Annotated in this window: 14 protein-coding genes and 1 pseudogene; 7 read left to right on the top strand and 8 right to left on the bottom strand. The window is 64.2% G+C overall.

Going from position 1 to position 11672, the window contains the following annotated elements:
* Window positions 1-1294: pseudogene (locus tag ACE1EY_RS00470) on the bottom strand (hypothetical protein); the annotation flags it as partial.
* 116 nt (window positions 1295-1410) lie between these two features.
* On the opposite strand from ACE1EY_RS00470, the gene ubiB reads away from it, so the two are divergent.
* Window positions 1411-3024: a ubiquinone biosynthesis regulatory protein kinase UbiB gene (gene ubiB / locus ACE1EY_RS00465; protein WP_370299186.1), complete on the top strand. Its 1614-nt coding sequence runs from the start codon at window positions 1411-1413 to the stop codon at window positions 3022-3024.
* On the opposite strand, the gene ACE1EY_RS00460 is transcribed toward ubiB, so the two are convergent.
* From ACE1EY_RS00460 to ACE1EY_RS00450, 3 genes are all read right to left on the bottom strand, one after another.
* Complete coding sequence (locus tag ACE1EY_RS00460) at window positions 2957-3787, bottom strand: divergent polysaccharide deacetylase family protein (protein ID WP_370299185.1); 831 nt, start codon at window positions 3785-3787, stop codon at window positions 2957-2959. The two genes, ubiB and ACE1EY_RS00460, sit on opposite strands and share 68 nt — an antisense overlap.
* Window positions 3788-3889: 102 nt before the next feature.
* The gene (locus ACE1EY_RS00455; protein ID WP_291512958.1) at window positions 3890-5200 is read right to left on the bottom strand and encodes a S41 family peptidase; all 1311 of its coding nucleotides are present in this window, start codon (window positions 5198-5200) and stop codon (window positions 3890-3892) included.
* A gap of 205 nt (window positions 5201-5405) precedes the next feature.
* On the bottom strand, window positions 5406-6566 hold the full coding sequence (locus tag ACE1EY_RS00450; RefSeq protein WP_370299184.1) for a murein hydrolase activator EnvC: 1161 nt from the start codon (window positions 6564-6566) through the stop codon (window positions 5406-5408).
* 77 nt (window positions 6567-6643) lie between these two features.
* Between ACE1EY_RS00450 and ACE1EY_RS00445 the strand changes: the two genes are divergently transcribed.
* The 4 genes from ACE1EY_RS00445 to ACE1EY_RS00430 are packed head-to-tail and all read left to right on the top strand — an operon-like array spanning window position 6644 to window position 8889.
* On the top strand, window positions 6644-7072 hold the full coding sequence (locus ACE1EY_RS00445) for a rhodanese-like domain-containing protein (RefSeq protein ID WP_370299183.1): 429 nt from the start codon (window positions 6644-6646) through the stop codon (window positions 7070-7072).
* Window positions 7073-7106: 34 nt separating this feature from the next.
* Window positions 7107-7367 (top strand): glutaredoxin 3, encoded by a 261-nt coding sequence (gene grxC / locus ACE1EY_RS00440; RefSeq protein ID WP_370299182.1) that lies wholly within the window; start codon window positions 7107-7109, stop codon window positions 7365-7367.
* 50 nt (window positions 7368-7417) lie between these two features.
* The gene (gene secB, locus ACE1EY_RS00435; protein WP_291512961.1) at window positions 7418-7885 is read left to right on the top strand and encodes a protein-export chaperone SecB; all 468 of its coding nucleotides are present in this window, start codon (window positions 7418-7420) and stop codon (window positions 7883-7885) included.
* On the top strand, window positions 7882-8889 hold the full coding sequence (locus tag ACE1EY_RS00430) for an NAD(P)H-dependent glycerol-3-phosphate dehydrogenase (protein ID WP_370299181.1): 1008 nt from the start codon (window positions 7882-7884) through the stop codon (window positions 8887-8889). Before secB ends, ACE1EY_RS00430 begins: the two co-directional genes overlap by 4 nt.
* Window positions 8890-8894: 5 nt before the next feature.
* On the opposite strand, the gene trmL is transcribed toward ACE1EY_RS00430, so the two are convergent.
* The 3 genes from trmL to ACE1EY_RS00415 are packed head-to-tail and all read right to left on the bottom strand — an operon-like array spanning window position 8895 to window position 10443.
* The gene (gene trmL / locus ACE1EY_RS00425) at window positions 8895-9380 is read right to left on the bottom strand and encodes a tRNA (uridine(34)/cytosine(34)/5-carboxymethylaminomethyluridine(34)-2'-O)-methyltransferase TrmL (RefSeq protein WP_370299180.1); all 486 of its coding nucleotides are present in this window, start codon (window positions 9378-9380) and stop codon (window positions 8895-8897) included.
* A complete protein-coding gene (locus ACE1EY_RS00420) occupies window positions 9377-9682 on the bottom strand; it encodes a DUF2007 domain-containing protein (RefSeq protein ID WP_291512964.1) in 306 nt (101 codons plus the stop codon). The genes trmL and ACE1EY_RS00420 overlap by 4 nt, the downstream gene beginning before the upstream one ends.
* Complete coding sequence (locus tag ACE1EY_RS00415) at window positions 9679-10443, bottom strand: patatin-like phospholipase family protein (RefSeq protein WP_370299179.1); 765 nt, start codon at window positions 10441-10443, stop codon at window positions 9679-9681. Before ACE1EY_RS00415 ends, ACE1EY_RS00420 begins: the two co-directional genes overlap by 4 nt.
* Before the next feature lie 130 nt (window positions 10444-10573).
* On the opposite strand from ACE1EY_RS00415, the gene ACE1EY_RS00410 reads away from it, so the two are divergent.
* Both ACE1EY_RS00410 and ACE1EY_RS00405 read left to right on the top strand, forming a co-directional pair.
* Window positions 10574-10957 carry a ZapG family protein gene (locus ACE1EY_RS00410; protein WP_370299178.1) on the top strand — a complete coding sequence of 128 codons (384 nt, stop codon included), beginning with the start codon at window positions 10574-10576 and terminating at the stop codon, window positions 10955-10957.
* 52 nt (window positions 10958-11009) lie between these two features.
* The gene (locus tag ACE1EY_RS00405) at window positions 11010-11303 is read left to right on the top strand and encodes a hypothetical protein (RefSeq protein ID WP_291512967.1); all 294 of its coding nucleotides are present in this window, start codon (window positions 11010-11012) and stop codon (window positions 11301-11303) included.
* Between the two features lie 25 nt (window positions 11304-11328).
* On the opposite strand, the gene ACE1EY_RS00400 is transcribed toward ACE1EY_RS00405, so the two are convergent.
* Window positions 11329-11664, bottom strand: coding sequence for a hypothetical protein (locus tag ACE1EY_RS00400; protein WP_291512968.1), 336 nt, complete (start codon window positions 11662-11664; stop codon window positions 11329-11331).
* Between the last annotated feature and the right edge of the window lie 8 nt (window positions 11665-11672).

The raw sequence follows: 11672 nt of genomic DNA, 5'->3' as shown, positions 1-11672 counted from the left end.
TGGACATCGGCTTTTGCGTGGAGCCGTCGCCGAAAAAGTCACCCGGTACCGGAAAATTCGGCACCCAGCATTCCTCGGTGCACATGCCGATATTGATGTACACGCGCAGCAAGGCCAGGCGGTCGCCCACGGTATCCTCGGCGCCTTTCAACACGTGCTGGGTCGGCGCGGTGCTGGTTTTCCCCGTGAACGGATGCCTCATCTCGTGCTGGAACACGCGCTTGTTGATGAAGTCCGTGATGTTGTTCTGGGTGCCGGGGTTGTGCTGGAAATCGTTGGGATTCAGCGAGGTGTCGACCGTGCCGGGCCGCGCGGAGCCCACGGCCTGCACCGCGAAATGGTCGCGGGGGACGGCGGATAGGAACGCGGCCAAAGGCTGGTTGACGTACTGGTTGCCGATCAGCCCCATGATGTTTTCCCATTCCGGCTCGTTCGGGTCAGCCGGCGGGTTGGTGGGGTCGAACGCGGCATGGCACTGCACGCAGGGCTGGCCGATCATGAAGCGCTTCTGCGACTCGATCTCGCCGGCCTCGAATGGTGCCGTGCGCGGGTCGTAGACGACCTCGCCCTGCTCATCCCGGGTCGGATCGCGAAAATACTTGCGGTAGCCGATCACGCCGGAAGATTTGGGGTCGGCGCAGCGATCAAGCCAGTAGGTGGACTCGTCGCCCTGTTCGCAGTCCGGGTCGTTGATCAGACCCCATTGGGTGTAGCGGTACGGCCGATGCTTGGTGTGCATCCATTCGCCGTAATGCATGTTGGCATCGCCGATCGTGCGCGCCAGGTGGATGTCGTTCAGATCTTGGTTGCCGAAGGTGCCCTTGAACCAAACGTCGCGGCCGCGGCGCACGGCCTCGCGGAGGCGCTGGGCTTTGACCGGATCGGTGGCTTCCACGTCCGTGAACAGCGCGCCGGCGATGCGGCAGCCCTCGGCGTCGTACTTTGTGAGCTGCGGTTGATCGCAAGAGGGGGGTGGCGCCTGCGGGATCGGCGCGATGTCCCAGGTGATGGGGCCATTGCGCTCATGCGTGGCCGGGCTGCTGCCCTCGTGCCAGATCTTCTTGGCGGCCAGCGTGTTGTAGAAGTTGTCGGCGTACCAGTCGGCCTCGGCCTGAACCTTGGGCGAGCCACGGTAAACGCCCATCGGAAACCCCTTGGATTCCAGCTGTTCCGGCGTTGGACTGCGCAGCGTGCGCGTGAAGGCGTCGTCCTTGACGGGATAGGTCTCTTGGGCTGCATAAGCCGGAACGAGTACCGCGGCCAGCAGGCACGACAGCAGCGTAATTGTTTTCATTTGTGTCTCCCCGTTGCGCCCGCATGGTACGACATGACCACGACGGGTCAACGTTCGCGTCATCGCTGCGGCAGGCAAAGTTTGCCGACCAAGCGCGGCGCAGCGAGAATGCGCACATGCTCTCACCTCTACAGTTGCGCCGTTTCTGGCAGATTCGGCGTGTCTATCGCCGGTATGGACTGGCGGAAGCCCTCGGCAAACCCGTCAAGCGATCCTTCGCCGAGCCCATTGGCGTGCGATTGCGCAAGGCGCTGGAAGAACTTGGGCCGGTGTTCGTGAAGTTCGGGCAGGCCTTGTCGACACGCCCGGACATTCTCCCGCCCGAACTCGCGGGTGAACTGTCCAAGCTGCAGGACCAGGTTCCGTCGTTTCCCGGTGCCGAGGCGCGCGCGCTGGTCGAGCAGGCCCTTGGCAAGTCCGTCGGGCAGGTCTTCGCCATCTTCGATGACAAGCCGCTGGCATCGGCCTCCATCGCGCAGGTCCACGCGGCGAGGCTCAAGGGCGAGAACGGCGCTGCCGGTTTCGATGTGGTCGTCAAGGTGGTGCGTCCCGGCATTCACGCGCAGATTCGGCGCGATGTCGATCTGCTGCACGCGTTGGCGCAGCTGGCCGAATGGTTTTCGCCGCTGGCTCCACGGCTGCGGCCCAAGGAAGTCGTCGCCGAGTACGAAAAGGTGATCTTCGACGAGCTCGATCTGCTGCGCGAGGCCGCCAACGCCAGTCAGCTGCGACGCAACTGGCTGGGCAGCGAGATGATCTACCACCCACTGGTCGTCTGGGAGCTTTGCCGCCCGAACGTGATGGTGATGGAGCGCCTGCACGGCGTGCCCGTCGACGAGATCGCCACGCTGCGCCAGCGCGATGTGGACATCCAGTTGCTGGCGGAGCGCGGCGTGGAAATCTTTTTCCGCGAGGTGTTCTTCTTCAACTTCTTTCATGCCGACATGCATCCCGGCAATGTCTTCGTGGATACCAGTGATCCCGCCAATCCGCGCTGGCTGGCGCTGGATTTTGGGATTGTCGGTTCGCTGACACCGGATGACCAACGGTATCTGGCGGAAAACTTCGTCGCCTTTTTCGATCAGGACTACCGCCGCGTTGCCGAGCTGCACGTGGAATCGGGCTGGGTGCCGGCGACGACGCGCGTCGACGAATTCGAAGGCGCGATTCGCTCGGTTTGCGAGCCGATCTTTAACCGTCCGCTGAGCGAATTGTCCTTCGGGATGTTCCTGCTTCGGCTGTTCGAGGTCGCGCGTCGTTTCGACATGACCGTGCAGCCGCAACTGGTGTTACTGCAAAAGACGATTCTGCAGGTCGAAGGCCTGGGCCGGCAGTTGTATCCGGATCTGGATTTGTGGAAGACCGCCAAGCCGCTGATGACCGAGTGGATGCAGGAGCGCATGAGCCCGAAACGGGTGGTCGCGCAGCTTCGCCGGCAAGGTCCGCAGTTGCTGGAAGCCCTGCCTCGGGCATTGTCGAGGTTGGGAAACGGGCACAGCGGCGGCGTGGGGCAGGCCGATCTGGATCGCATGCTGGACGCCTTTCGTTCGGAGCAGCGGAGCAACCGGCGCACGATGATCGGAGCGACGCTCATGCTGTCCGCCTTGGTGATCTTCGGCCTGGATGGCTACCGTCCGGCGATCTGGAACGGCATGCCTGTGATCAGTTGGCTGCTTGGAGCATCCGGTCTGGTGTTATGGCTGTCGGCGCGTCGCCCAGGCGGAGGCTGATCCGCCAGTCCTGATCGCCGCGCTGGGCCGTGCGCGTATGGATCAGGTCGCTCACCGCCACCAAGACAATGCCTTCGCGCTTGAGCGATGGCAGTCTGCGCTCCAGCACGGCGAGCGTTTCCTCGTAAGGGTGGCCGATGGCCAATGCGGTGCCGTGCCGCTTGGCGTAGCGCACCAGGCGATCGAACTCAGCGTGGATCGCCGCCGTATCGCGTTCGTGATCGAGAAAAACATTCCGCCGCGCGCTGGGAATGTGAGCGGCACGCGCGGAGTGCAGTGCAACGCTGCGTGGTGTCGTCATGCTGTCGACAAAATAGAGATGCGGATACGCGTCCATCGCGTCCATCAGCCAGCGCATGTGGCTGCTGCGCTCGGTGAGCAGGCTGCCCTGATGGTTGTTCAGGCCGACAACGTGGGGAATATGCAGCATCGCCCCGTTGAGCACGCTGCGCACGTCGTCCGATGTGCTGTTCACCGTGAGCGTATGGGGATGCGCGCGGGCGCCTGCATGCGGTTGCATGGGCAGGTGCAGCATCACCTCCTTGCTCAACTCATGTGCCACCTCGGCCTGCTCGACCGAATACGGCGCATCGGGAATGAATGCGCAGGCGACGGGGCCGGGCAGTTGCAGCACACGCACGCCGGCGTCACGGCTGTAACCCAGGTCGTCGATGATGATGGCGATTCGTGGCTGCGCCTGCAGCATGGCCGGGGCCAATAGCAGCAGCGTGAGCCAGAGTCCCCGAACTCCCCGTGGTGACATCAGTCGGCGTCCATGACCGTGTATGTGCTGTCCATCCCTGGCCCCGGCATCACGAAAACACACCCCGCCGCGGGGCGGCGGCGAGGCGTCTGGTCGGGCAGTTTAGCGCCTGGCCTGCTCTAGAATCGACAGGCCCTTGAGGATATTCAGCGCCTCGAACAGGCCGAAGTCGTTCTCGGCCAGATTGGGGTCGCTCTTGAGTTCGGCGTCGTCCTCGGCTTCGAGGAGGTCATCCAGCTGATCATTGTCCAGACGGCCGGCGAGATCAGCTTCGGTGATCGCTTTGGGGCCATCACGTTTCTCGACCTTGACGCGCTCGATGGCGATATCCGGGTCGATGCCTTCGGCCTGGATGGAGCGACCGGACGGCGTGTAATAGCGCGCGGTTGTGAGCTTGATGGCGGCATCGTTCTTCAGCGGCACGATGGTCTGCACCGAGCCCTTGCCGAAGGTTTTGGCGCCGACCAGTACGGCGCGGCTGTGATCTTGCAATGCGCCGGCGACGATTTCGGAGGCCGATGCGGAGGCCTCGTTGATCAGCACCACCAGCGGTACGCCGTCGAGCAGATCGCCCGGTGTCGCATTGAACGTGCGATTGGCCTGATTGCTACGCCCCTTGATCGACACGATCTCGCCACGGTTCAGGAACGCGTCGGACACGTCCACCGCCGCATTGAGCACCCCACCGGGGTTGGTGCGCAGATCGAGCACGAGTCCGCGCAGCGCGCCATCATTGCGTGCGCGCAGCTTTTGCAGTTCTTCTTCCAGCAGGCGTCCGGTGCCGCCGGTGAAGGTGGAAATCCGTAGATAACCGTAGTTCGGTTCCAGCATGCGCGAGCGCACGCTGCGCACCTCGATGATGTCGCGGACGATGTCGATTTGCAGCGGCTGGGCCTCGCCTTCGCGTACGACATCCAGCGTCACCTTGGTGCCGGGCTCACCGCGCATGAGTCGGACCGATTCGGTGAGCGTCAGGCCCTTCACGGCCTTGTCGTTGACCTTGATGATCAGGTCGCCCGCCTCGACCCCAGCACGTTGGGCCGGCGTGTCGTCGATGGGCGCAATAACGCGAACGAAGCCGTTCTGCCCTTGAACCTCGATGCCCAGCCCGCCGAACTTGCCGGAGGTGGAAACCGTGATGTCCTTGAACTCCTGCGCATCCAGATAAGCCGAATGCGGGTCCAGGCCGGACAGCATGCCGCGGATCGCAGACTCGAGCAGCGCGTCGTCATCGATCTGCTCAACGTAGTCCTGCTGGACCCGGTTCAGAATCTCGACGAAGGTCTGCAACTCGGACAGTGGCAGCTCGGATGTGGGTTCCCGGCCGGCTGAGACGCCCTGAGTCAGGGTAAGAGAGATGCCGACCACCGCGCCTGTGCAGAGCAGCAATACGGTCTTGACGGTGTTGTTCATGCTTCTGATTTCTCCGTGGGCCGGGGTGGTCGTGGTTATGCGACCCAGCCGAGTCCGCATCATAGTACAGGCCGGCTTCAACCAGCCGCAGGGATGCCACTTTGATCAGGCAAGGCCTGTGCCTGTTGTTGCGCGCCGCTTAAAGGTCCGGGTCGGCCGATCGGCGACGGGTCTAGCGGTCTGACCGCCCGAATCGGCTGCTTGTTCAACGCGCGGCCAGCCAGGTGATCGGATCGACCGCACGTTGGCCCTTGCGCAGCTCGAAGTAGACGCCGGTTTCTCGGTGGCCACCGCTATTGCCGGCCGCACTCACGGCTTCGCCCATCCGAACCCATTCACCGACCTGCACCAAGGCGGTCTGATTGTGTCCGTAGAGCGAATACCAGCCGTCATCGTGTTCCAGCACGACTAGCACCCCGTAGCGATGCATCCAGCCCACATAGGCGACACGACCGCTGGCGACGGCCTGTACCGGCTTGCCTTCGTCCGCGGCGATCCAGAGGCCCTTCCAGCGGATATTGCCGGCCTTCGGCTGGCCGAAGGCCGCGATCAGCCGCCCCCGCACCGGCCAGGCGACGGATCCCTTGCGGCGGGTGATGGGCTCGTCGTCGTCCAGGACCAGCGGAATATCCGCCAGCACGTCTTCCAGGCTTGCCAGTAATTCAGTGAGCTGCGCCTCGTCGGCCTTGAGCTGCTCAACCTCGAGAACGGAGTCGCGAATCTTGGCCTCCAGGCTGGCGACGGCCTGTTCGCGCTCATCGCGTGTGGCCTCCAGCGCATCCAGTGACCGCTTGCGCTTGGCGAACAGGGCTTCCAGCGAACGAATTTCACCGGCCAGTTGTTCTTCGAGCGTGCGCAGGGCCAGCGCCGAACGGGTAAAGGCCTGAATCCGGTCGCTGCGTGCTCTGGCCAGGTAGTCGTAGTAGGTCAGTACGCGGCCGATCGCAGCCGGGTCTTCCTGGTTGAGTAGCAGCTTGGCCCGGCCCTGGCGGCCGATCTGGTAGGCGGCGCGAATCTGCTGCTTGAGCGTGTCGCGCTCGCGCTCGACATCGGTTAGCGCCTGGTCGCGTGAACGGCGGGTTCGACCCATGCGTGATTGCGTCGCATCGATGTCGGACTGCAGGCCCGCCAGCGTTTGGCTCAGTTCGCTGACCTTGGTTTCCGTGGCTTCCAACTCGCGGAACAGCTTCCCGCGGCGCGATCGGTCGCGGTCCACGTCCTTTTTCAGGGCCTGCAACCGTGCGCGTACACGTTCGAGTTCGACCGTGGTTTGTTCCATGCGCTCGCCATCGCCCTGAGCAATGGCGGGCGTCTGCGGCACCACGGCGGCGACCAGCGCAGCGAGGCACAGTGCTCGCGCGATCAACGCCGGCCTTCTACCGGCTGCCCCCCAATGCGATAATCCTGTGCTTTGCACGAACGCGGCTTCCAATCCCTGAACGTATGGACCTGATACTCGACTTTCTGGCCCGGCATCCCATCCTGACCACGGCGTTCATTGTCGTGCTCGTGGCGGTGATCGGCAACGAGATCGCAATTTCCTTGCGCTCCGGGCACAAGCTATCGCCGGCGGATGCCGTGCGTCTCATTAATGACCGCGAGCCGGTGATTGTCGATGTCCGGTCGCAGTCGGACTATCGCAAGGGGCACATTATTGGTGCCATCAACTTGCCGATGGCGCGGATTGCCGAAGCAGACAAGGAACTCGCCAAGCACAAGGCCAAGCCGATGCTGCTTTACTGCGCCATCGGCACGGCCGCCGGCTCGGCGCGAGAAAAACTGATGAAGCAGGGCTGGGAGGAAGTCTTCCCGCTGCGCGGTGGTCTGAATGCGTGGCAGGGAGCCGGACTGCCCGTTTCCAAGGCGCGGTAACCCATCCGGTGGAACAAATGCGTTAGGTTTTTCCATGCCCCATATCGAAATCTACACAACGCGCTACTGCCCCTACTGCATCATGGCCAAGCGGCTGCTGCAGGTGCGGGGTCTGGCGTTTGACGAGATCGCGGTGGACGAAGATCCGGCCACCCGACAGGCCATGGCCCAGCGGGCGGGCCGTCGGACCGTTCCGCAGATCTTCATTGGCGAGACACACATCGGCGGTTGCGACGAGTTGCATGCGATGGACGCCAATGGCGACCTCCAGCGGCTGCTCCAGCCGCCGGGCTGAACCCCATAGCGGTCCGCTGGGCGGTCCGACTCATTCGAACGGAGAAACAGGTGGCAGAGGAACAGGCAGGCGGCAAGCAGGTCGTCATGCAGAAGGTTTTTATTCATGACGCATCGCTGGAAGTGCCCAAGGCGCCGCAGATCTTCACCCGCAAGTGGGAGCCGCAGGTGGACTTGTCCATCAACACCGCGGTGCAGCGGATCGAGGGCGAGACCTACCAGGTCACGCTGACGGTCACGGTGACGACCAAGGTCGGTGAAGAAGTCGCCTATATCTGCGAAATCCAGCAGGCCGGCATCTTTGTGCTGCAGGGCATTGCTGACGACGCCGAACGTCGCGCGATTCTCGGCGCCTACTGCCCGAACGTGCTGTTCCCGTTCGTGCGCGAAGCGGTCAACGATTTCGTCCAACGCGGTGGTTTCCCGCAAATGCTGCTGCAGCCGGTCAACTTTGATGCGATCTATCAGCAGCACCTAGCCAAGGGCGCCGAGACAGAAGGCGACGGGACGCGGCATTGAGCGAGGCTGAATCCATTGCGGTGATCGGCGCCGGTAGTTACGGCACGGCGCTGGCGATTCAGGTTGCTCGGCAAGGTCAGCCGGTACGGTTGTGGGGTCGCAATGCCGAGGCCATCCAGCTGATGGCCGAAGAGCGACTCAACACACGCTACCTGCCGGGTTGCCCGTTGCCGGAAACCCTGGAGCCTGTGGCGGATCTCGCGGCTGCCTTGCAGGATGCCACGGCGGTGATCGTCGCCGTGCCCAGCCATGCGCTGCGCGAGACCTGCACCGCCATCGCCGGCTCGATTGGCGACCAGGTTCCGGTTGCCTGTGCAGCCAAGGGGCTGGAGCCGGAAAGCTGCAAGCTGCCGCTGGATGTGATTGCCGAAGTGTTGGGCGAGGCCTGGCCGCTGGCAGTGATCTCCGGACCGACCTTTGCCAAGGAAATCGGCCAGGGCATGCCCAGTGCCGTGAGCATTGGCGCGCGCTCCCTGGATGTTGCGGACGCTTTTGCCGAGGCACTGCACGGCGCGGGTTTCCGTGCCTACACCACGGACGACATCGTCGGCGTGCAAATCGGTGGCGCGGTCAAGAACGTGCTCGCGATCGGCGTGGGGATTGCCGATGGGCTGAATCTTGGTGCCAACACCCGCGCGGCGCTCATCACGCGCGGGCTGGTCGAGATGAGTCGGCTCGGCGAGGCGCTGGGCGCGCGTTCGGAAACCCTGATGGGCTTGTCGGGCATGGGTGATCTCGTGCTCACCTGCACCGACAACCAGTCGCGTAACCGCCGGTTTGGTCTGGCGCTGGCCCGCGGCGAGTCGGTCGATGAGGCCATGGAGGCGATCGGGCAGGTTGTCGAGGGCTATCGAGTCACCCGCGAAGTGCGTGAACTCGCACGGTCGTTGGGCATCGAGATGCCGATTACCGAGCAGGTGTATCAGGTGCTCTACGAAGGCGTCGCGCCTGTCGCGGCCGTGTTGAGCCTATCGTCGCGCCCGCAGCGCGCAGAGACCGAGTAGCGGCCTCAGTCGCCGCCCGCATAGTCCAGCTGGCGCCATGCCTCATAGGCGATCACGGCGACCGCGTTCGATAGATTGAGGCTGCGGTTGTCCGGGCGCATCGGAATGCGTAATCGCTGAGCCGCGGGTTGGGCATCCAGCACCGCCTGCGGCAGGCCGCGTGTTTCGGGGCCGAAGATCAGCAAGTCCTGTGTTGAATAGTGCACCGTGTCGTAGCGCTGCGCGCCGCGAGTGGAGCAGGGAAGCCAGCGGCGGTGCCCCTGGTCGGCCAGCAGAGCGGCCAGGTTCGCGTGCCGCCGCACCTGGGCGAACTCGTGGTAATCCAGTCCGGCCCTGCGCAGCCGGCGATCATCCATCTCGAAGCCCAGCGGTTCGACCAGATGCAGTTCTGCGCCCAGGTTGGCACAAAGCCGGATCACATTGCCGGTATTGGGCGGGATCTCGGGTTCGAACAGTGCGATGGCGAACTGCGACGAGGAGGCCGTGTTCACAATTTTTCCGCGCCGCAGCGCCAGCAGTCGGAGAACTGGCCGCCCATACGCTCGCCGCAGGCCGGGCAGGTCCATGGGGGGCGCGGGTCTTCGCCGCGTTCCCACATCCGGATCAGTTCGCGTGCGCGCTGGGCATCAGCATCGCGCGTCACACACACCTGCGGATACGCGTTGGTCGGCAGGTCGCCCTGCCCACCCCAGCCGAACACGCCCTTGATGAAGACATCCAGCCCCCAGCTGACCAGGTAATCCTTGACGATCTCGGCGTTGACCGGATCGGAGGCCTCGTACACGCACTTCATGCGCTCAGGCGCAGCACATGCGCCGGGGCGGGCCGGTCCAACGCATCGCGCATGAGGTTCAGCGCCACATGGTAGGCCTCAACCCCCTGGTCCAGCGCATCCGGGCCGGCGCGAGGCAATTCGTCGAAGATCAACGCGATCAGACCCGGGCGTTTCGGTATGAGTGTCTGCGCACCATCGGCTGCCCGCCAGGGAGAGCGCGACCACAGGTGGTGATAAAGCACGCGGTCGCATGGCATGCCGGCCAGCCCGGGGCGGTCCAGCACGCCGCCGTCGAGATAAGGGCGGCCTCGCATCCACACCGGATGAAACATCAGGGGCACGGCGCAGGAGGCGCGTATGGCGGGCGCCAGGGCGCCGCGGTCGAGCACGCGTGTGCGGCGACCGAGCACGTCGTAAACCGAGACCGCGAGCGGAACGCGGCACTCGCCGAATGTCTTGACCGGGAGCCAGTCGTTGAGCAGCCGTTCGAACCGCTTGCCCCGGATCAGGCCGGGGCCGGGGAACGGGTCCCAGAAGTCTCGTTTCTGGATATCCAGCAAGCGGTCGGAGATGGCTGAAGGCGACAGGCCGGCCGCCCAGCTCGCGCCAATGAGCGCGCCGGCGCTGGAGCCGCTGATGCGCGTGGGCCGGAGATGGCGCTCCGCCAGCGCATGCACCACGCCGGCGTGCGCGAAGAACCCGAAAAAACCGGATGACAGCGTCAGCCCGAAGGGTGCTAGCGCCAGCCAGGCGGCGAGCGTCGGGGCGTGCGTTGTCACGGCTGCTTGTTATTCTGCATAGCGACAATTGTAAGGGCTCGTGTTTCTCCTCAGAAACACTCGGCGGCCGCAATGGTCTGAGCTGTTGTGCCGCTGCACAGAATCCCGTTTTGCCAATGGAGACCGCCCGATGGAGTTCGGACCCGAAATTAGCCTTGTTGCTCTGTTCCTCGGCCTGCTAGTCGGAGGGGCGATCGGATTCGCGATCGGGCGCGGCGGCATGTCGCGGGAGCGGGCGGCCCTGCGTAGCAGTCATGATGAGCAGGCGAACCTCAAGCGCGAGATGGAGACGCACCTGCGCGAAACCGCGACGCTGATGGATCGTCTGGCCACCAACTATCAGGACGTTTACGCGCATCTTGCGGAAGGCGCCCGGCAGTTTGGTGCCGGTGAGATGCCAATGCCTTCTTCACGTGCGCTGACCCACGAGCCCGATGGCGCAGATCAGGAACCCGGACCGCATGGTGCGGTGCCCAGCGCCAGGCCGCGCCGCGACGAACCCGTCACCGATTGACGCGGCCTGGTCAGGCGCCTAACGTCGATCTGTCTGTATCAGGGAGTGAGCCATGAGATCTTGGATCGCCGTCATTTTCGCCGCCATCATGTGTTTCAGCGCCACGACGGTTTCAGCCGCGAATGCCTCGGCACCGCATGAAGAACCATCGGCCGCGGCCATGACCTTCGACTTGTTGATCGTTCGTCCGCTGGGGCTGGTCACGACCGTCGCAGGCGCAGGCCTGTTCGTGTTGTCGGTGCCGTTCTCGGCCATCCAGGGCAAGTCGCCACTGGATGCCGCGGATACGCTGGTGGTCCAGCCGGCGCAGTTCACGTTCACGCGACCGCTTGGCGAGTCAGATTGATTGCAAACGCGCAACGGCGAAACCCTTAGTGCAGGGTGATCCATAGCAGTAGCGCAAGCCCCGCCAGACCTAGCCCGGCGTGAACCCAACGGGCGGGTCGTGTGGTCAGGTGATCGCGGATTCGCTGTCGAAACAGCAATCCGCCGCTCGCCGTCGCAAAGCCCAGCAGCCCCACCAGGGGACCTTGCCCCGCGATTCCGGCATCGTGCGCGCCGGCGAATATCCATACCAGCGCCAGAACGCCCAACGCGGCATGCACCCCCCGGACCAGCGCGCGTCGCGGCATCGTGTCGCCGGACGCGAGCAGCGCGATCCCGCCGAGGCTGGCCAACACCATGAAACTGACGGCTGTGGCTAGCATTGGAATTG

The sequence above is a fragment of the Abyssibacter sp. genome (genome assembly GCF_964229365.1).
GTDB lineage: Bacteria > Pseudomonadota > Gammaproteobacteria > Nevskiales > OUC007 > Abyssibacter.
The sequence above is the reverse complement of the archived record's forward strand: the minus strand, read 5'-3'. Positions and strand labels throughout refer to the sequence as shown.